Genomic DNA, 21,303 nt, shown 5'->3' with positions numbered 1-21,303 from the left:
ATTTCCAAAGTGCGGCCGCGAAAAGCAGAGCCGCCCTTGAAACAGAGAAACTGCCATGGGTTTTAACCTCTCCGAGTGGGCCTTAAAAAACCGCCCGCTGGTGCTTTACGCAATGATCGTCCTGGGACTGCTGGGAACCTTTTCCTATACCCAATTGGGGCAAAGTGAAGATCCACCCTTTACCTTTAAGGTGATGGTGATCAACACCGTCTGGCCCGGCGCCAGTGCCGAAGATGTGTCCCGCCAGATTACCGAACGGGTAGAAAAGAAATTACTGGAGACCGGCGATTACCAGCGTATCTCCTCTTTTTCGCGTCCGGGGCAATCCCAAGTATTGTTTGTTGCCCGGGACGATATGCACTCCCGTGACATTCCCGATCTCTGGTATGAAGTGCGCAAAAAGGTGGGGGATATTCGCCACACCCTGCCGCCGGATATCCAGGGCCCATTTTTTAACGACGAGTTTGGCACCACCTTCGGCAATATTTATGCCCTCACCGGCAGTGGCTTCGATTACGCACTGATGAAGGACTACGCTGAGCGACTGCAACTGGCCCTTCAGCGAGTTAAGGATGTAGGCAAGGTCGAGTTACTGGGATTGCAGGACGAAAAAATTTGGGTGGAGATATCCAATACCAAATTAGCTTCCATGGGCATTCCACTGTCTGCGGTTCAAAACGCCCTGCAAGCGCAAAACCAGGTCACCGATGGCGGCTTTGTGGATACCGTCAGCGACCGGGTGCGCATTCGTGTGAGCGGACAGTTCACCTCCGTCAATGAAATACGCCAGTTTCCTATTACCGCAGATGGCCGCACCCAGCGCCTGGGAGATATCGCCCAGGTCCACCGCGGCTTTAGCGATCCGGCCCAGCCCCGCATGCGCTTTATGGGAGAGGATGCCATCGGCCTCGCCGTGTCCATGAAGGAAGGGGGAGATATTTTAAAGTTGGGTAAAGCCCTCGACGAAACCTTTGCCCGACTACAGGAAGATCTGCCCATAGGTATGGAACTGCGCAAGGTCTCCGACCAACCGGCAGCAGTAAAACGCGGCGTTGGCGAATTCCTGCAAGTGCTGGCTGAAGCTCTGGGTATCGTACTGCTGGTGAGTTTTTTCTCCCTCGGCAGCCGCCCGGGATTAATTGTGGCGCTGTCGATCCCATTGGTATTGGCGATGACCTTCGCGCTGATGCACTACTTCAATATCGGCCTGCACAAAATCTCGCTGGGGGCACTGGTACTCGCCCTGGGCTTGATGGTGGACGACGCCATTATCGCGGTGGAGATGATGGCGATAAAAATGGAGCAGGGGCTCAGCCGGCTAAAAGCCGCCGGCTTCGCCTGGACCAGCACCGCCTTTCCCATGCTCACCGGTACATTGATTACCGCCGCCGGTTTTTTACCGATTGCCACCGCCCAGTCCGGTACCGGTGAATACACCCGATCTATTTTCCAGGTGGTCACCCTGTCGCTAATCGTTTCCTGGATTGCCGCCGTGGTCTTTGTACCCTATCTGGGCCACTACCTGCTGCCAAACCTGGCGCGACACGGCCACGGCGGTGAAGTCAAAGACCCCTACCAGAAACCCTTTTACCAGCGCTTCCGCCGCTTTATTACCTGGTGCCTGCGCAATCGCAAAACAGTGATCGCGGCCACCCTGGCAATTTTTGTCGGCTCGCTCGCTCTGTTCAAACTGGTTCCGCAACAGTTCTTCCCCTCTTCCGGACGCCTCGAATTGATGGTGGACCTGAAGCTGGCCGAAGGTGCCTCGCTGAAATCCACCGAGCACCAGGCCAAAAGGTTGGAAACCCTGCTGGCGCAAAACGATCAGGTAGAAAATTACGTGGCCTATGTGGGCACCGGCTCCCCGCGCTTCTACCTGCCTTTGGACCAGCAGCTGCCCGCTGCCAGTTTCGCCCAGTTTGTTGTGATGACCCGCAGTGTCGAAGAACGCGAGCAAGTGCGCAGCTGGTTGATCAATACGATGAATGAGGAGTTCCCCACCCTGCGCAGCCGTGTGTCCCGCCTCGAGAACGGCCCGCCCGTGGGTTACCCGGTGCAATTCCGCTTGTCCGGCGAACATATTCGCGAAGTGCGCGGATTGGCCCGGGAAGTGGCCGAGCGCCTGCGGGACAATCCACAAGTGACCAACGTGCACCTGGATTGGGAAGAACCCAGTAAATCTATCAACCTCAATATCGACCAGGACCGCGCTCGCGCTATGGGCGTCAACAGTGCAACCTTGTCCCAGGCTCTGCAAAGCTCCTTAACGGGTATCACTGTGAGCCAATACCGGGAGGATAACGAGCTGATCGACGTGCGTGTGCGCGGTAATGAAGACGATCGCTATGCCCTGCGCCAGTTGGGTAACCTCGCGGTACAAACCGACAGCGGCCGCAGTGTACCGTTGAACCAGATTGCCACCCTGGAATACGGTTTTGAGGAAGGTATTATCTGGCACCGGGACCGCCTACCCACCGTTACCGTGCGCGCTGATATTTATGGGGAAGAGTTACCGGCGACCGTCGTCAATGCCGTGTGGCCTCAGCTTCAATCCATTCGCGATAAATTACCGCCGGGCTACTTGCTGGAAGTGGGTGGTACCGTGGAAGAATCTGCACGGGGGCAAAAATCGGTCAATGCCGGTATGCCGCTATTTGTGCTGGTGGTCTTTACCCTACTAATGCTGCAATTGCGCAGTATGTCCCTATCCACCATGGTATTCCTCACGGCTCCCCTGGGCCTGATCGGCGTTACCCTGTTCCTGCTGTTGTTTGGCAAGCCCTTTGGTTTTGTCGCCATGCTGGGCACCATCGCCCTGGCGGGAATGATTATGCGTAACTCGGTGATTTTGGTGGACCAGATACAGCAGGATATCAGCCAGGGCCTCAGCCCCTGGGATGCAATTGTCGAGTCGACGGTAAGACGCTTCAGGCCGATTGTTTTGACAGCGCTGACTGCGGTATTGGCGATGATTCCACTGTCCCGCAGTGACTTCTTTGGCCCTATGGCGGTCGCCATTATGGGCGGATTGATTGTCGCAACCGGACTCACCCTACTGTTCCTGCCAGCACTCTATGCCGCTTGGTTCCGAGTGCGGGAAGAACACAATGAAGAGGCGGTGGAAAATAGCCCTGAAATTGGCGGGCCCATGACCCCAAATGCCACTACAGATTAAAATCACCGGGTAATCCAACAAAAAAGGCGGCGCAGGCTTTCACTGCGCCGCCTTTTTTTATTTCCTAAGATTGTGTCAGGGAGTCGTAAACAATCCCGGTCCAAATATCCGGTGTCATAAAACCCTGGCCATACTGCGCATCAAATTCCGCAGTCGGTTTTGCAGAAATCACTTCCTGCCGGGTTTTACCCTCATCCACCATCGCTTTTACTTTGTCCCTAAGCCCTGCCAGTATATTGCGCTGCTGTTGCAGTTCTGCCCGATTACTGAGAGGACCGTGACCGGGAATAATTTTGGTATCTTCCCCCGCCATCGCCAAAGCGGTGTCCATAGCTGCGATCATGCCATCCACCGAGCCGCCGGAAGAGAGATCGATAAAGGGATAGTTGCCGTTAAAATAAATATCCCCCATATGAATCACATCGGCTTCGGCAAAATGCACGATGGAGTCACCATCCGTGTGGGCGGGCCCCACATGCTGGACCTTTACCCTATCGCCATTCCAGTAAAAGGTAGTGGCATCGGTAAAGGTAATCACCGGTAATGCTTCTGGAGGAGACGGCTCAACCTTGCGCTTAAACGCCTCAATAAACTGCTCGGTACTTACCCGTTTGCGCACATTCTCGTGAGCCACAATCAGGGCGCCGCTTTTACCCAGGTTTTCATTACCGCCGGTATGATCTCCATGCCAGTGGGTATTAATGACAAAACGCAAAGGTTGCTTGGCTAACTCAGCTACTGCCTGTTGAATTTTTGCGGTCAAAGGCGCGTATTGGTCATCCACCATAAAGGTGCCGTCCTCTCCCACCAGTACCGCAATATTGCCCCCAGCCCCTTTGAGCATATAAACATTGCCAGACACAGCTTCACTACTAATTTCCACATTGGCAAACCGATCCTGCGCAGAGGTAAAAGATGCAGCCAATACAGAAACCGCCAGGGCGACGGAACCTACTACGTTCTTCATAAAAACTCCCAGTTGTTATTATTTCTTTCCAATATCTTCGGCAACTGATTATTTAGCTCAGGCTGCCTGCTTCACTAAAGTTTCTCGCTGCTGCGCCAACATCTCCAACAGCAGATCCGGTCGGTCAGTCACAATGCCGTGTACGCCCAGATCAATATAGCGCCGGTAGTTTTCCGTGCCATTCACGGTCCATACCGCCAAGTGGACTTTCTTTTTATTAGCAGCGCGCACCATACTTTCAGTAACTACGGGAATACCTTTTTGTTCCATCGGTAGCTGCATCGCGCTATAGCTTGGACGCAGCAGTTTCTCTGCTCGGAGTAACTGTGCAATATAAAATACTACCGCCTCTACGGTAGGCGTGCCCGTCGCCACTTGCGGACAGAGTCGACGAAACTCATTAATCACCCCTTGGTGAAAAGAGGAAACAACGACCTGCTCGCCTTTTCCACACTTTGCCAGCACATCCTTCAACACTTTTGCAGCGCGATACTGACGGCTTTTGATCTCCAGTATCATTAGCATATCCCCCACCATTGCCAGCGCCTCTTCCAGAGTCAACACTCGCAGGGGCTTTTCTCTAAAGGGGTAATGCTCTCCATCCCGAGTCCAGAGATAGGCAACATTTAACTGACGCAGCTGCTCTAAGGTTTTATCCTCTACAAACCCCGCACCATCAGAGAACATTTCCAGCTCCCTGTCGTGAATCAACACTAAATGGCCATCGGCAGTGAGCCACAGATCCACTTCAATAGCATCCACGCCCAGTTGCACCATTTTTTCAAGGTAAATCGCCGTGTTTCCTGGGTAGAGGCCGTTGCCGCAGTCATTACCATGTGCGATCACCATCGGCCCCTCCCCCTGAGGAAACCACAGGGGGCAAGGTTTGCCCGGTGCAGACCGGGCATAAAGAAAAAGGACGACTAGGGCAATTAAAAAGAACGACAACCAAAACATGCTCACCACACTTATTATTTTGTCAGTTTTCAAGCTGGATAGTGTTAGCTTCGATTACGCCTCTTCCACTAATTTGGCAACAGAATCAGTGTCAGCAAGCACGGTATTCTTTTTGGACTCTCCTTTCCCCGCAGGTTCTTTAGCCTCACTGTCAGTTCCTTGTTTCTGACGCACATATAAAGCCTGTAACCAGAGGGGAGCAAAAATAACGATGTCGTAAAAACGATTAACCAAAACACCTAAGTGCAGTGAAGCCATCGCCAAAAATCGCAGTATTAAGGTCATTCCCCGCAGGGATAAGCCCACCCCAATACCAATCACTGTTCGCGCTGAACGGATAAACTGCTCCAAAGGAATTGCCAGAAAAGCCAGAATCAAGGGAAGCACAAACCCAAGTCCCATCTGTGCCAGAGGAATTGGCCAAAGCTGCTCAGAACCTAATAACTGCTGTTGCAGAATCAACTCACGGGAGAAAGCCAGGTTTCCACCGACTACAGCCAAAACCAATAAGAGTGCCAAAGCCACTCCCAGCAATAACCTGCGCGTACTCTCACCGAGGGAACCTACCGCAGGAAACATTCGAGTAACCTGCAAGCATTCCATAATCAACAATCCGACAGTAATCTGCAAAAAGATAACCACTGCGGCTGAAATACTGGCGAGGCTATAACTGCCAAGTGAAGCTTCAGCGCCCAGTACTGCCGCCATAGGCTGTGCCAGTAACTGGAAATTCACCATAGCGCCAGCTAAAGCAACCACTAATACCAGAGAAGCTGTCAGAAAGCGGCTGAAAGAGGATGAAGACAGCAAGTGAAGACTTTTATCCGTTTCCTGCAAAATCTCTTCGTAGCGCTCCATATGGCCATCCAGCGCTTTGGCCCGCCGAATAACCGATTCTACATTTTTGTTAATACGTCCCAATGTCGAAAGCATTGCACGCCAACTGGGCAGCATACGTTTTAGTAATTGATGCCTCTCCCGGGTGGACTCACGATAGGACTCCAGAGCTTTGGACTCGGCCTTGCGCATAGACTGATTAATAGTATCGAGAACATCTGCTACCACAGGGTCCTCTTTGCCAGGAATTTCCGAAACAGCTCGAATAGCCCTGGCCCAGTTTGACGGTTCCGGTGCTATTTCAGCACTGCGTACATAGTCTTCATCCAAGCTGCTGAGTTGTTCACAGAGCTTTCTATGTAAGGTTGGATACAGTGCCAAATCCCGCTGTACGGTTTGCTCAATACGTTCAAATTCTCTTTCAATCTGGCGCTCTGCCGTGTCCCGGCCTTCGGCAAAAAGTACCTCTCGATTGCGCTCTACCAGTCTTTGTTCTGCGGAATCAATATTACTCGCCACAAAGCGCAACGCCCGATGGCCCAGACGCGCTATTGCATATACGGCGCGATGCACAGGCTCACGGGCCAGGAACAAAACAATCAATCCCAGGATGCCCCAAAGCCAAAGTGGTAAACTTTGCATTAGTTGACTCATTTCTTCCCCCTCACTATCAGCCCAATTGGCCTCTATCCTAACAGCTGGGGACAGCACATTCGCCCAAAAGTTCACAATTTGTACAGGAGTATGACGACAGCTTTGCCACTGGGATCAGGCCCTAATATGGGAAACACAGGGAAAGCTGATATAGACGCAGGGCCGTTAAGGCGACCCAACAATACGGAACCATACAGGTGACATCATTAAGTTACCTAAAAACAGTTGTTCTTTTACATCAATTTAAGTTTATCCCGTTAGAATTTAAAAAAATAAACGTCTACATCGAGTAGAGAAAATCAACAATAAAGCACAATAGTTGCCAAAGAAAAAAAACAGCACCATTTGCGAGACACAAAATGCCAAAAAAATAAATTGCACGCATACCTTTCAAAACTTTGACTGAGAAAAACAATACATTTCCAAACTTAAAAACCACAACCAAACCAAACCAAAAATATTCAAACCCCATAAATAAGGCACATTTTTTCCTAAGCCTTACCCCTCCTACGTCTACACTCCAAACTAAATTCTCATTGAGTGAGTGTTTTTCCCTAACACGGCAGAAACAATTTTACGCTGACTCCCACGTCGTCATGGTAGATAACGTGGGGTAATTTTGGGAACCTAAACGACAGGAGTCGATGGAAGGTCAAACTCTTATTTTAAGAGAGATCTATCTGTATCAAGGAGAGGTACGAGGTATATGCCGGTTCTTTTTTTTAGCAACTCCGGCCTTCAAGGCGATCTATTATTTTCACTGTTTTCACAAGCTATTCCCATACCCTGGGAAAAATCTAGCATTGGAAAACAAAAAAACTGCCTGCAGCATTATCAGGCTATCGTGATAGATTGCTGGCAAATTGGTGTGAGCTCTGACTCAAAGCAGTTTCTTTCAGATCTAAAGAAGATTAGTCATGCAAAAGCTTTACTGATTAATCTCCCAGCCAACCTACCCATTCATATATCGGAAAAGTTACGTCAGAAAGGTTTTCACCTACTTTGTGACAGCAATACCAGTCAGGAAAACCTTATTCATAAATTGGATACCGCGATTCACAGTGCCGAGGGGCGACAACATATCAGCCCACAAAACTCCCTCCCTCTTACCCGCAGGGAACAGGAAATACTCGGACAACTCACTACCGGTGAACCCAACAGTGTGATCGCAACAAAATTGCACCTTAGCGAACACACTGTGAAAAATCACATGTATAACATTTTCCGAAAAATTGGAGTTAAAAACCGGCTGCAGGCCAGTAATTGGGCCAAGCTCAATCTCCAGGAAGAGAGGATATGAGATTAACCCTGTTGATGTTGACACTGTGTGCATCCCTGGCCTTTGGCCAGGATGACACAGAGGTCCCTCCAGCAGATACCGATTCTGGAAAACTCGAAGACGAAATCAGTGGATTCAATATTGATCGAACAATAACCCGTACCGGGCACGATTTTGCCCGCTACATGAGTGAATACAGAAACCTTAATTATCCAGATGCCACTTACAACTTAACTATTTACGAAAGACCCTCAGCACGCTGGGGAAATCTCATCTGGGTTACCTATAACGACAAAATTGTTTTCAGGCGTTTTATCAGTCCAAGCACCAATAATATTCATCGCTTGGCCGATGAGGCCGCGCAATATATTCACCAGGAAGTACTGCAAGCGCGTGTTCGCAGCTCACTCACAGACACCTTTGATTTGGGTAAGGATGAATTCTAATGAAGATCAAATCATTACTGGGTACCGCTTTTTTTTCTCTGGCGGCGTTCTCATATCATCACGTCTCGGCCACCGAATTAATCTATGAACCGGTAAACCCCAATTTTGGTGGCAACCCACTCAATGGTACTTACCTTCTGCAAAATGCGCAGTCACAAGACACTCACGAAGATCCGGATAAACCAGACAGCCTCTATGAACAACCCAGTGCTCTGGATAGGTTCAGCGACTCGCTGGAAACCCGCCTGCTAAACCAACTTCTAACCGATGTTGGTGATGGAAATAGTGGAGAACTGATTACAGACGACTTTATCGTACAAATCGTTGATAACGATGGTGTCCTGACAGTACTTATCACCGACCGCAGTACCGGAGATAAAAGCGAAATCGTTGTAAGCGGGCTAAACCCGACAAACTAACGAACGTTTAAATTTCAAAGGATTCTTTGGCAATGCGTAATGCAATAAAAAAAGTGATAGCTTTGCCCATCGTAGCGACATTAATGACGCTAAGTAGTTGTTCTGCTGTCAAAGATGTGGGCGATGCACTTTTTGGTCCGGGCATCACAGATGCAATGCTCACCCCGAGGAAAAACACCTATCGGGACCTGATCAACCTTCCGCAACCGAAGGGTAAAATATTGGTGGCGGTATACGGTTTCCGCGATCAAACCGGCCAGTACAAGCCCGCACCAAACAGCAGTTTCTCTACCGCAGTCACCCAAGGTGGCGCGGCCATGCTCATGGACGTACTCAATGAGTCCGGCTGGTTTATCCCGTTGGAACGTGAAGGGCTGCAAAATCTGCTGACAGAGCGGAAGATTATCCGTGCAGGATTAACCAAGCCGGACATTCCCGTCAATAACAGCGTGCCACTTCCCACACTCGTAGCTGCGAATGTCCTATTAGAAGGCGGCATTGTTGCCTACGACCAAAATATTCAAACCGGTGGCGCAGGTGCTCGCTATTTTGGTATTGGCGCAGACGAGCAGTATCGCGTGGATCAGGTAACAGTAAACTTGCGGGCAATAGACATTCGTTCCGGGCGGGTACTCCACTCTGTATTGACATCTAAAACCGTCTACTCCAAGGCAATCAGTGCCGATGTATTTCGCTACGTAAAATATCGGCGCCTGTTGGAATTGGAAGCTGGTACTACTTATAACGAACCCGCACAGCTTGCTATGCTTTCAGCGATGGAATCCGCTGTGATTCATTTGATCAGTGAAGGCATCGTGCACAATTCCTGGGCACTTGCCAATCCGGATGAGATCGAAAATCCGATATTGCAGTACTACCTCAATGACAGCACTGTCATTATGTAGAATCAATGACTGACAAATTATATTTTTAAGCCCGGCTTAAAATTGGGATACTTGGAAAGATGTACCATAAATTCAGAACTATTTTTTCTGCCACCCTAGCAATGGTTGTTGTTAATCTTCCGGGTTTAGGTCATTGCTCAGACTTGGATTCCAGCAGTGAATTGGCTGTTGCGAGCGAATTAAGCGCAGCCAATCTTTACTCCGTCACAAATTTAACCGTAATCAACCAGGAAGGTGGAAACAATAACGTACGTACCCGCCAATCAGGCAGTAACAACTACACTTCTGCTCACCAGGACGGCAATAGAAACAGTTTATCCGTCACCCAATCTGGTGAAGACAATATTGTCACATCGAGCCAGGTCGGGGATTACAACTATTCAATATTGATACAAATAGGTTTTGAGAATTTTATAGATATCGACCAGTATGGAGTTGGCAATACCGCGGGCATATCCCAATTTGGAATACAAAATAGTGCCCATGTGGAAGAGATTGGCAGTTTTCATAACGTCAATATTTACCAAAGTGGAAATGGCCTTCACACCTCGGTCACTGTCACCGGAACCGCTACAACAACGTATATTAGCCAATATGACTAATAACTAATAATACTTCTCTGATTTCCCTTCATCTGATTAGACTTCTTTATTTCAATTCATGTAAGCTTATTAAGTGACAATAATGATTACAGCAACTTAGAAAATTCATCAGAAATGTGATTGTTTGTACCTCGCGCCGTATAAAAGAATTTTCTGACAAGCTTTATCATCCCACCTAAAAAAAGAACTTTCTTCCTAAAGTTTCGAGACTTCTGCCCTATAGCCACAACACCCAAAGACGACAAAACTCTATTCAGCATCAAGCTGCTGTTAAAAATGATATTGCTAGATGTTTCACAAGGAATGTGAAGGTTAGAAGCAGTCGGTTTCACTCCAGATAACTCACATACGCCTGGCACAGCCGTATCGTGTCCTGAGACAAAACACTCCCAATATCTAATGGTGCTGAATTCTTTTTATTTGTAAAAAGCTGTACAGCTATATTTGACATCCCTATGGAGTTACTGATGACTAAGTACACACCTATTGCCGCCAGTGTTCTTCTGGCGATCGCCAGTACCGGAGCCTTAGCTACCAACAACACTGCCATTCTCAACCAAAATGGCACTGGCAACATGGCCACGGCTGATCAGAGTGATGCCACTGTATCCAACAACCTGATCACACAAACCCAAACCGGTGACAACAACGTAGTTTATGCAGAGCAAACCAGTTTTAATGATTCCGGTGTAATTACCCAGACTCAAGTCGGGGATATGAATGACGCAGAGTCCTTCCAGAATGATTCCAGCACTGCGATTGTTACTATCACCCAAATCAACGACGGTCACTTTGCAACAACTACTCAAAGTTTTGTAGATACCAGCGTTGCAACTGTCACCCAAAGTGGTAGTCCGCAAGTAGCAGCAGTAACCCAAGTTTCCAGTACAAATGATAATGCTGTAGTGACTCAGTCCGGCGACGGCAACGTAGGTAATGTTATCCAAACTAACGGTTCATTTAACACCGCAATCTTAACCCAAACAGGAACCACCAATACTGCAACTTCTACTCAAACTTCCAGTACCTCGAGCACTGTTAACGCTATCCAGGCAGGTACCACAAACTCTGTAATACACATTCAAACTCTGGCCACCAACAGTACCTCTGTTTCCTTCCAGGATGGCACTTCCAACACGTTCACTACATCACAGACAGCAGGTGATGGGAACTACAGCGAGGGCTTCCAAAATGGTACTACTCAGGGCTTGACCCACATTCAAGTTGGAGATGATCACTGGGCTTATACTGAGCAAGTGGGCACCACCAATATTGGCGTGATCTCCCAGACAGGCTTTGATAACTATTCTGAAGGCTACCAGGTTGGGACATTCAATAGCTTGACCGTTACCCAGCCTGGAGATTTCAATACCACTGTCGCCTCACAGACCGGTAATAACAACGTTATTGCCGTAACCCAATCAACCGATCTCAATACGGCCACACCTACTCAAGTAGGTGATTTCAACAATGCAATTATTATTCAGTAATTAAGGGAATAGGCCGGCTTAACATGCCGGCCTATTTTCAACTTGGTGGGCTAAGTGCAAGCTTCAATTATTATTACTAGCCCTAAATTCTCATGAAACAACCATTTCATGTATTTAATGCCACCCTCCAAATCAGCTGACATTATTTGCCATAGCTAGTTCAAAAAAGAACTTTATTCCTAAGGTTTCGGCACTTCCGTCCTATGGCTGTAACCCCAGAAGACGACAAAACTCTAATCAGCATCAAGTTGCTGTTTAAATGATATTGCTAGGTTTTCACAAGGAATGTGAAGGTTATTAAGCAGTCGGGTTCATCCCAGTTTCCTCACATACTTCAGACACAGTTGTAATATGCCTGAGGATGAGACTCTTCCAATATCAAATGATGCTGTTTTCCTTTTGTTTGTAAAAGCTGTACAGCGATATTTGACATCTATATGGAGTTACAGATGACCAAGTACACACCTATTGCCGCCAGTGTTCTTCTGGCGATCGCCAGCACCGGAGCCCTCGCCACGAACAATACCGCCATTCTCAATCAGAACGGTACTGGTAACATGGCAACCGCTGATCAGAGTGATCCAACGGTAACCAACAATGTTATCACCCAGACTCAAACTGGTGATACGAATGAAGTTTATGCTGAGCAATCCAGCAATAACGATTCGGGAGTAATTACTCAAACTCAAGTAGGAGATATGAATTACGCGGAATCATTCCAGAACGATTCCAATGTGCCAGTCGCTACTATCACCCAGATAAATGACGGCCAGTTTGCATCGACTACTCAGAGCTTTGTAGATACCAGTGTTGCCGTGATAAATCAAAGCGGTGGCCCACAAGATGCAACTATTGCCCAGACTACCAGCGCAAATGATACCGCTGTAGTTAATCAATCCGGTGACGGTAATGTGGCAGTTGCCATTCAAACCCTGACCTCATTGAATAGCGCAATTATTACTCAAACCGGCACCAATGGTACCGCTTCTGCAACGCAAAGTAATAGCACGCAGAACACCATGAATATGATCCAGGCGGGTGATACTAACACTGTCGCTCACCAGCAAATATCTGCGAGCAACAGCTCAACCTTCTCCTTCCAGGATGGTTCTTTCAACACCATCTTCTTCAGCCAGACTGATGACGGAAACTACAGTGAAGGTTTCCAAGACGGTACTACCCAGACTTTGGTCCACAATCAAAGTGGCGGTGACCACTGGGCATACACAGAACAAGTGGGACTCACTAATGTTGCTGTCGTTACCCAAAGTGGCTTCGATAACTTCTCCCAGGCGGCTCAGGATGGTACTTTCAATAACCTGACCGTGACACAACCTGGCGATTTCAATAGCGCTACATCATCACAAGTTGGCAACTTCAACACCATAACTGTGACCCAAGTAGGTGACTTCAACGCAGCCGCACCCGCCCAAGTGGGCGATGGCAATGTGGCAGTAATTATTCAGTAATCAAGATAAAGGCCGACTGTTAAAGTCGGCCTTTTTTAACGAAAAAATTATCTCACAAACTTTAATCTCAATTTATCCATACTAAGTTCTCATAGCCACCATAAGAGAACACTCTACAATAGTTCTGCATATATAGTGTTTAAGAAGTAAAAATCACTATATCTACCAGATAATCAGCTTCTTCGTTTAATTCAAACTGTTCAAAATATTTTATATTCAAAATTAAAATTCCACGGAGATAAAATGATACGTTACCAAACGTTAGCCATCGGACTCTTCCTGTGTATCCCAAGCTACAATGCTGTCGCATCCAATAATACCGCTACGGTTTTACAAAGCGGATTAACCAATAGCGCCACTGTGGATCAGGGTGATCCTACTGCTATTGGAAATTTAGTTACTCAAATTCAGACCGGGAATCTAAATACTGCTAATGCTACGCAGATAACAAACAGCACCTCTAATGAAATTGATCAGGAACAACTCGGAGACAGCAACTCCATTTTTTCAACTCAAACGGCAGCTACTAATACAACAGCGACTGTCTACCAGGACGGCGTTAGTCACAGCGTAACTACAAGCCAGACTAATACAACAACCAGCAGCGGTAGTGTTGAGCAATTCGGAACCCTTCAGTCTGCCACTATCAGCCAGGTCAATAGCGTTTCTGACAATGCCGACTTTGAGCAATTTGGCACTCAAAACCTAGCTACAGTTACCCAAGCAAATAGCGACTCAAGTACCACCATATCCTCACAATCTGGAGATTCAAATGGTGCTGGATATACGCAGACAGGTCTGGCCCACTTGATTGATGCCACTCAGATTGGTACCTCCAATACAATCAGTGCTGTACAAAGTAGTCAGCAGGGCTCAATCACCATCATGCAGGATGGTGATAATAACACCTCTTTTCATGGACAGTTCGGGACATTTGCAACCGGATCATCGACTCAGATAGGCTCTATGAATATGATTAATATGAATCAAGGCGGTAGTAATAACTTGGCAACCACCTTGCAAATAGGAACAAACAACACGCACCAGACCGGCCAGAATGGCATCAGCCAAACAGCCAATACCACTCAAAATGGCAGCAATAATATGGGCTTTATTTTTCAATAACATCACGTTTAGTTATTTATTAACGGGCTACTCTAACAGGTAGCCCAATCTGAACCTCTCTATAACTCTACAAACCTTTCGCTTAAATCCGTTTATCGTATCCCTTTACAAGCATATCCAGTTAACGCGGAAAACAACAACAAAGAAGTTTTTCCTATTTTTTAGGCACTAACTTCCCATAGCAATATTTGAGGCTTACGATAAAACTCAAACCAGCATCAGGGTATTATCAGGTACTCCAGTGATAACACCTATTAGGGATAGCAATAAAACAAGGTGTGCCAAACTCCTTGCGCAATAAATGCCACACCCTATCTATGGAGTCTTTTGTCCTTCCTAGGCTTGATGCTTCACCGCAACTGAAATCATGGGGATAAGAAAAATCCACCTTACCTTCAATCGGAGATATCGATGCGAATCCAGACACCAATTTCCGTGGGCATCAGTCTGTGCCTTGTCGGGTCAATTGCTTATGCGGATGGAAATACAACTACCGTGGAACAAACGGGTAACAATCACCAGGTGACGGCAAACCAAGTAGACCCAACAGCAACAAACAACCTTATTGAGGTTATTCAGGCAGATGAAGCACAGGTTAGCAATAGCCTGCAAGACACTTCAACCAACCTGAGTATTATCAGACATGAGCAAGTAACATTGGGGAATGAAGCTGACTCGACTCAAACTAATTTCTCAGATGATGCAGAGGTAAATATTTATCAGGAGGGCGCTGGAAATTTCGCCTCTACTTTACAAGACAGTACTTCTTCCAGCCTTGTTGACATTTCTCAGTTCGACAATGCAAATGACATCATTTTTTCCCAAACGGACAGTAGTTTCGATACAGTCAATCTCTTTCAGTCTGGCTTTGATAACCAGATGTTAGTGACTCAAACTACCACCACGTTTAACAGCCTAAATGTGTCTCAAACGGGTGATCAAAATAGCGCAGATGCCGAACAAACAGGGTTTGATAATCTGTTGACCTCCTCACAAACGGGCAACCTGAATACTTACTTTTCTATACAAACGGGTGACAATCTAGTAGCAACAAGTACCCAGATAGGAGATGGTAACATTAGTACCCAGACCCAAACAGGAGATATTTTGTTGGTTTCTACGCTACAAAATGGTACTGGCAATATGTCCATCGTGGATCAAATTGGAGCAATGCAATCTGCAAGCAGTACCCAGATCGGCACAACTAACCTTCACACTATTACGCAAAGCGTCGACAATCAAACGGCCGTTGGCATTCAGAATGGTGTGTTAAACCAAGGATTTATCATACAGTAGCGGCATATTCGTTCCAGCTGAAGGTTGTTATATTCTCAATATAGATAGAGGAAAGAATGCACTTTTCAATGCCGGCTTTAATTTATGAGTCACTCACAGAGCTACCCAAAGAATGGCATTCTTTCCTTACCTGATAAAAATACTGCATCAATATTTTCTTACTTAGCAGTGGTTTCAAAATTCTTCGTCTACAGTTTTCCATGTAAACGATTTCTCAAATTTTGACGTTACTCACTTCACAGGTAACACAGGCAAAAGTTTTAACGACCGGATTTACCAATAGACGGTAATACACAGGAGTTAGCCGTGCAGAAGATTACCGTAATTCCACTGGTATTGGCGATATCTGCCACCAGCTTGGGTTATGCTGCAGAAAATACTACATTAATCACCCAAAGTGGCTCCAGTAACTCAGCTGTAGCGGATCAAACTGATCCAAGCGCTATCGATAATCACCTGGAGATCAGTCAGGACGGTTCTGCTCATATTGCAGAGGCCATACAGCAAAACGAAATTGAAAGCTCAATTATCCAAATACAAGAAGGCAGTCTCAACGACGCCTATAGCCTGCAAATGGATGGGATCGCAAATAGCGTAGAAATATTCCAGTCGGGCTCTAATAATCGTGCCAGTAGCTATCAATTAGCCACACAGCATGGGCAATCGACAATACGCCAAGTGGGGTCCGGTAACGAGGCAGAGATCCAACAACACCTCGGTAGCGATAATGTCTCTGTTATTGAGCAAATGGGCGAACTCCACGGCGCATTAATTGGACAATATGCAAGCTTTAATTCCGATGCGATGATTTTCCAGCAAGGTTCAAGTCATGAAGCCATAATCAGCCAGGAAGGCACCGGGCACTATGCCAGTATCCAACAGATCGGCGCCGCCAACAGCGCAGATGTTGCCCAGTCCGACATGTACAACGAACTGGACCTCTATCAGGATGGCGAGGGCAACATGGCCACCATCGTGCAAGTATCCTGGTATAACAGTGCCTTTGTCACTCAAGATGGTTTCTTGAATTCCGCCAACATTATGCAATCCGGTAACGGTGGACTAGGCGGTGGCCATATGGTGATCGTCAATCAATCTGGCAGTATGAATGACGCAACTGTGATTCAAAGTGGTTTCTCCCAATCCGCCAATATTACCCAAACCGGTAACGGTAATACGGCAGTGGTTTTACAGTAACGGAGTTATTACCAGTCGGAGTAAGGTCAACTTATTCCGACTGGATTCCTGAGGTAAAAGCACTCATTTCTTGATACTTATTTCTCATTAAATTGAGAATAAAGCCCTATAGAAACTTACTATACTGCCATCAACAATGAAAATAGCGGTAGTTGGGTCAATTCGCTTTTAGCGCTCTTAATAATTACTGTCTGGAATTTAATTTCCTGTAGTAATTTCCCTATATTTGCCTGCCGACACCGCACTTAAAAGCCGTAATTTTCATGCTCCTTGTTATGTAGTCGTGGAGGTATTCGTGAAAAAAGTTATTTATTCGCCGGTAGTCACATTTATCGCATTTCTTTCTGCCAATTCCGCTTTTGGAAATGACCAAACCGTAGAGCAGATACAAATTGGTATTGGCAACAATGCCGTTGCCAACCAGAGGTTTCCACTTAATGAGGGCAACTTAATCCTGCAAGAGCAAATTGGCTTTTTTAATGACGCCACCGGCATTCAATCCATAGAAATCAACAGCACAGTTTCCCAATTTCAAACTGGCCGTAATCATTTTTCCAGAGTCTCCCAATCTTCAGGGAGCGACAATGCGGGACAGAGCGTACAGATTGGCTCTAATAGCAGATCACTCACCCGGCAAGTTAACCAAATAAACGGTTTCTCCCTGCATACTCAGGATGGCCAGGGACAGGTTGCCACTACGGTACAAATTTCCGGGGCCAATAACAGCGTCAATATTGAGCAGACAGATAGAGCCAATGTCGCCGCCGTGGCACAAGTATTCAATTTTACCGGTAATGCCTCAATCTCACAGGCGGGTTTACTTAATTTAGGTGTCAGTGAGCAAACCGGCATCGCTAATGAATCTTCAATTACCCAGACTGGCGCACTTAACTTTTCCGAAATGGAGCAGCTGGGTACGGGGAATTCATCGTCAGCTTCACAGGAAGGGTTGTTAAATTCAGCAAATTCTTTGCAAGCTGGTATTGGCAATACCAACCAATCAAACCAAATTGGGCTGGAAAATAACGTTTCATTTTCTCAACTAGGTCTGAATCAAATGGCCAGTAGCACCCAGATTGGCCTATTTAACCAAGTCCAAGCCAGCCAGATAAGAGCGGGAGCATCCAGCAACACCCTACAGATCGGCATTTCCAACAGCAGCCATATTTCCCAGTAAATAGGCTCGCAGCAAAATTGCCAATCAAAAAATCCGACTTAAATCCCCGCACTATTCATAGCAACAGGCAAAAGCTATAGAGAGAGAAAAGTGAAATTAGAACTCTGCAATAGAACTTTCTTCTCAAGGATTTACAACTTCTCTCCTATAGCGACTGCCTCAATTCCCAGCAAGAATATTGAGGACGGAACGAAATTTTGGACTCCTAAGCAGTATCAGGGAAGCCATCAAAATGTATCAGTCCTACTCTCCCACTTACCTGTTTGACTGGCGGCAATGCCTTTGCGGCAACGCTGCTCCCCCTCTTTACAGTGATACCTACCCCCCAGGCTAGGTGCACCTACTGTAAAACCCTCGGCGCAGGATGACGTGCCACCCCCTTTCAGCCATTTAGGCTGGTATTTCACCATGTGATGCTCATTGAAGTTTGTAGTAATGGAGACACTCATGAAGACTTTGACCCCTATCGCTGTAGCCCTAACCCTGGCCATCAGTGGAACCGCTTATGCGGGCGGCAACACTGCCACTCAGGACCAGAATGGCGGCCACAACAATGCCACTATCGATCAGACCGGGCCGCTGACCTGGGATAACAACGCTATGCAGGAACAGCATGGCCATAGCAATGATGCAGAGATCACTCATAGCATTGAACTCGGCAGCTATGGCTATCAGTACCAGGAAGGTGATCACCACTCGGCAGAGTTGCTTCAAAGCGGCGGTGCCGGCAACGAGTCATTCAGCTTCCAGTCCGGCAGCACCAACGTGTCTGAGACCTACCAGATTGGACAGCTGGGCAGCTACTCCGCCCATCAGCAATCTGGCGATAACCACTACGCTCTCACCTATCAATTTGCAGGTGCTGGCAACATGGTGATGATTAGCCAGATGGACAGTCACAACACCGCAACCGCCACCCAGGTTCTGAGCGTTGGTTCTGAAACCGTTATCCGTCAGAGAGGAGAACTGCACAACGCAGATACCTTCCAGAGCGGCTTTGGTCACGATGCCAGCATGCGCCAGTCCGGTGAATCCAATGATGGTGATATTCGTCAGGTAGGTGGTGATCACTACGCCCGTATGCGTCAGCGTGGCCACAACCAGGAAGCGGATATTTCTCAGGCTGGGTATGACCACAGCGCACGCGCACGCCAGAGAGGCCACCACAATGATGTGTACCTGGGGCAGATTGGTTCCGGACACACCGCTTCGGCACGCCAATCAGGGCACAACAACAATAGCCTGGTGGGACAGTTCGGCCTCTATGAAACTGCTACGGTAATGCAGTCTGGCCACGCTAACCAAAGTTACGTTTGGCAGTAGCCCTGGCTGCAATTAAAAAGGGCAACCAATAGCTCAGCGCTAGTCAATTAAGCACTTCTGCTTTCTGATTAAGCTAGAAAAATCCGGAACTCCTAGCAAGGATTCCGGATTTTTTATGCATTTCTGCCCAACATGAGTTCTCCTCTCTTCCAGGATTAGAGAGTTAAAAGCAATACTAAGAAAAGGGGGGGCAAGATCAGAAAATAGAACTTTCTTCTCAGGAATTTACAACTTCTTTCCTATAGCGACTCACTCCGATTTCAGCAAAACTGATGAAGGCGGAACAAAATTTTGGACTCCTAAGCAGTATCAGGGAAGCCACCAAAATGCATCATCCCTACTCTCTTCCTCTGCTCTTGCACTGGCGACCATGCCTATGTAGCAGCGCTGTCCTACCTATTTACAGAGATACCTTTTCCTCCAGTGAGGTATACCTGCTGTAAAACCCTTGGCACAGGATCACTTGCCAGATTCTTCAGCCTTTTTGGCTGCTATTCCACCATGTAATGCGCATTGAAGTTTGCAGTAATGGAGACATTCATGAAAACCTTGACACCAATCGCCATAGCCTTAACTTTGGCTGTAAGCGGAACCGCTTATGCCGACTTTAACACCGCCACCCAAGATCAGGATGGAGGCCACAACCTCGGAACTATCACCCAGGTAGGTCCAAACACCTCACACAACTCAGCCATGCAGGAGCAGAATGGGGACCACAACAGCGCAGATATAGTTCATTCTGGTGAACAAAGTAGCTATGCGAGCCAGTACCAGGAAGGTGATCACCACACAGCCGAAATACTGCAAACTGGTGGACTTGAGAACGAGGCATTCAGCCTGCAGTCGGGAACCTACAATGTTTCAGAGACTATTCAGGTCTCGCAGACCGGCAGCTATTCCATGCATCAGCAGTCCGGCAGCAATCACTTTGCCCTGACCTTTCAGCTGGAAGGGGCAGGTAATATGGCTGAGATTACCCAGCACGACAGCCACAACACCGCAACTGTCACTCAGGTTTTAAGCTTTGGTTCCCAGTCGGCATTAAGGCAGCGGGGTGAGCTAAACAATGGAGACACATTCCAAACCGGTGCCAGCCACGATGCCGGTATGCGCCAATCTGGAGAATCTAACGACGGTGATATCCGCCAGATTGGTGAAGGCCACTATGCCCGTATGCGCCAGCGGGGCCACAATCACGAGGCAGATATCTCTCAGGCTGGATTCGGCAATAACGCAAGATCCAGACAAAGAGGCCACCACAATGATGTGTACCTGGGGCAGATTGGTGAAGGGCATGTGGCTATGGCACGCCAATCCGGACACAATAACAACAGTCTTGTAAGTCAGTTCGGCCAATATGAAACTGCTACAGTAATGCAATCTGGCCATGCTAACCAGAGCTACATTTCTCAGTAGAGCTGGCAACAACAAAAAAGGGCGGCCCATGGCCGCCCTTTTTTTATCACCTGTAATTTACAGGTGCTCAACCGCATCGATTTCGTACTCCACCGCACCGGAAGGTGTTTGGACTACCACCACATCACCCACTTCCTTTCCAATCAGCGCGCGGGCAATCGGAGAGTTCACCGAGATCTTGTGCTTTTTAACATCGGCCTCGTCGTCACCCACAATTTTGTATGTGACTTCCTTATCGTCATCCAGGTGAATAATCGTTACCGTAGTACCGAAAATTACCTTGTCACTGGGCTCGATGCTTTTCACATCAATGACCAGAGAGTGGGAAAGCTTGCTTTCGATTTCCTGGATACGGCCTTCGATAAAGCCCTGCTTTTCCCGCGCCGCGTGGTATTCGGCATTTTCCTTCAAATCACCGTGTTCGCGCGCTTCAGCAATCGCCTGTACAACGGTAGGGCGTTCAACTTTTTTCAGATTGTCCAGCTCTGAGCGCAGCGCTTCTGCGCCTTCAACGGTCATTGGTACCCGGTTCAATGTGGGACCTCCATTATTGTTACGACGAAACCGGG

General features: G+C 47.5%; 18 protein-coding genes. 14 read left to right on the top strand and 4 right to left on the bottom strand.

The features are described 5' to 3' along the window. Positions 1 to 55: 55 nt before the first annotated feature. Positions 56 to 3,175, top strand: coding sequence for an efflux RND transporter permease subunit (locus ACJJI3_RS20785; protein WP_444940802.1), 3,120 nt, complete (start codon positions 56 to 58; stop codon positions 3,173 to 3,175). A 64-nt stretch (positions 3,176 to 3,239) separates the two neighbouring features. Here the strand turns inward: ACJJI3_RS20785 and ACJJI3_RS20780 are convergent, their stop codons facing one another. The 3 genes from ACJJI3_RS20780 to ACJJI3_RS20770 form a co-directional block, all read right to left on the bottom strand. Beyond that, a complete protein-coding gene (locus ACJJI3_RS20780) occupies positions 3,240 to 4,142 on the bottom strand; it encodes an MBL fold metallo-hydrolase (protein WP_444907323.1) in 903 nt (300 codons plus the stop codon). Between the two features lie 57 nt (positions 4,143 to 4,199). Further along, positions 4,200 to 4,991 carry a glycerophosphodiester phosphodiesterase family protein gene (locus tag ACJJI3_RS20775; RefSeq protein WP_444940801.1) on the bottom strand — a complete coding sequence of 264 codons (792 nt, stop codon included), beginning with the start codon at positions 4,989 to 4,991 and terminating at the stop codon, positions 4,200 to 4,202. Between the two features lie 162 nt (positions 4,992 to 5,153). Beyond that, the gene (locus ACJJI3_RS20770) at positions 5,154 to 6,590 is read right to left on the bottom strand and encodes a hypothetical protein (RefSeq protein ID WP_444940800.1); all 1,437 of its coding nucleotides are present in this window, start codon (positions 6,588 to 6,590) and stop codon (positions 5,154 to 5,156) included. Between the two features lie 868 nt (positions 6,591 to 7,458). Between ACJJI3_RS20770 and ACJJI3_RS20765 the strand changes: the two genes are divergently transcribed. From ACJJI3_RS20765 to ACJJI3_RS20705, 13 genes are all read left to right on the top strand, one after another. Then, entirely contained in the window at positions 7,459 to 7,890 is a 432-nt protein-coding gene (locus ACJJI3_RS20765) for a response regulator transcription factor (RefSeq protein ID WP_282931332.1), read from the top strand. Further along, on the top strand, positions 7,887 to 8,315 hold the full coding sequence (locus ACJJI3_RS20760; RefSeq protein WP_413663257.1) for a CsgE family curli-type amyloid fiber assembly protein: 429 nt from the start codon (positions 7,887 to 7,889) through the stop codon (positions 8,313 to 8,315). Before ACJJI3_RS20765 ends, ACJJI3_RS20760 begins: the two co-directional genes overlap by 4 nt. Continuing rightward, positions 8,315 to 8,734 (top strand): curli assembly protein CsgF, encoded by a 420-nt coding sequence (locus ACJJI3_RS20755; protein ID WP_413663258.1) that lies wholly within the window; start codon positions 8,315 to 8,317, stop codon positions 8,732 to 8,734. Before ACJJI3_RS20760 ends, ACJJI3_RS20755 begins: the two co-directional genes overlap by 1 nt. Before the next feature lie 32 nt (positions 8,735 to 8,766). Further along, positions 8,767 to 9,639 (top strand): CsgG/HfaB family protein, encoded by an 873-nt coding sequence (locus ACJJI3_RS20750; protein ID WP_413663259.1) that lies wholly within the window; start codon positions 8,767 to 8,769, stop codon positions 9,637 to 9,639. A 59-nt stretch (positions 9,640 to 9,698) separates the two neighbouring features. Next, positions 9,699 to 10,241 (top strand): hypothetical protein, encoded by a 543-nt coding sequence (locus tag ACJJI3_RS20745; protein WP_444940799.1) that lies wholly within the window; start codon positions 9,699 to 9,701, stop codon positions 10,239 to 10,241. 467 nt (positions 10,242 to 10,708) lie between these two features. Beyond that, positions 10,709 to 11,731, top strand: a complete 1,023-nt coding sequence (locus tag ACJJI3_RS20740; protein WP_444940798.1) for a hypothetical protein — start codon at positions 10,709 to 10,711, stop codon at positions 11,729 to 11,731. A gap of 449 nt (positions 11,732 to 12,180) precedes the next feature. Further along, on the top strand, positions 12,181 to 13,200 hold the full coding sequence (locus ACJJI3_RS20735; RefSeq protein WP_444925857.1) for a hypothetical protein: 1,020 nt from the start codon (positions 12,181 to 12,183) through the stop codon (positions 13,198 to 13,200). A 243-nt stretch (positions 13,201 to 13,443) separates the two neighbouring features. Beyond that, on the top strand, positions 13,444 to 14,325 hold the full coding sequence (locus ACJJI3_RS20730) for a hypothetical protein (protein WP_444940797.1): 882 nt from the start codon (positions 13,444 to 13,446) through the stop codon (positions 14,323 to 14,325). A 411-nt stretch (positions 14,326 to 14,736) separates the two neighbouring features. Next, entirely contained in the window at positions 14,737 to 15,621 is an 885-nt protein-coding gene (locus ACJJI3_RS20725) for a hypothetical protein (protein WP_444940796.1), read from the top strand. Positions 15,622 to 15,927: 306 nt separating this feature from the next. Further along, positions 15,928 to 16,818: a hypothetical protein gene (locus ACJJI3_RS20720; RefSeq protein ID WP_444940795.1), complete on the top strand. Its 891-nt coding sequence runs from the start codon at positions 15,928 to 15,930 to the stop codon at positions 16,816 to 16,818. A gap of 295 nt (positions 16,819 to 17,113) precedes the next feature. Beyond that, positions 17,114 to 17,995 (top strand): hypothetical protein, encoded by an 882-nt coding sequence (locus ACJJI3_RS20715; protein ID WP_444940794.1) that lies wholly within the window; start codon positions 17,114 to 17,116, stop codon positions 17,993 to 17,995. A gap of 447 nt (positions 17,996 to 18,442) precedes the next feature. After that, the gene (locus tag ACJJI3_RS20710; RefSeq protein ID WP_413663268.1) at positions 18,443 to 19,318 is read left to right on the top strand and encodes a hypothetical protein; all 876 of its coding nucleotides are present in this window, start codon (positions 18,443 to 18,445) and stop codon (positions 19,316 to 19,318) included. A gap of 540 nt (positions 19,319 to 19,858) precedes the next feature. Beyond that, complete coding sequence (locus ACJJI3_RS20705; RefSeq protein WP_444911506.1) at positions 19,859 to 20,734, top strand: hypothetical protein; 876 nt, start codon at positions 19,859 to 19,861, stop codon at positions 20,732 to 20,734. A gap of 57 nt (positions 20,735 to 20,791) precedes the next feature. Here ACJJI3_RS20705 and greA read toward each other — a convergent pair whose 3' ends face one another. Beyond that, entirely contained in the window at positions 20,792 to 21,268 is a 477-nt protein-coding gene (greA, locus tag ACJJI3_RS20700; RefSeq protein ID WP_413663270.1) for a transcription elongation factor GreA, read from the bottom strand. Positions 21,269 to 21,303 lie beyond the last annotated feature (35 nt).

This window comes from Microbulbifer maximicatervae (SeqCode) (assembly GCF_052466985.1).
The sequence above is the reverse complement of the archived record's forward strand: the minus strand, read 5'-3'. Positions and strand labels throughout refer to the sequence as shown.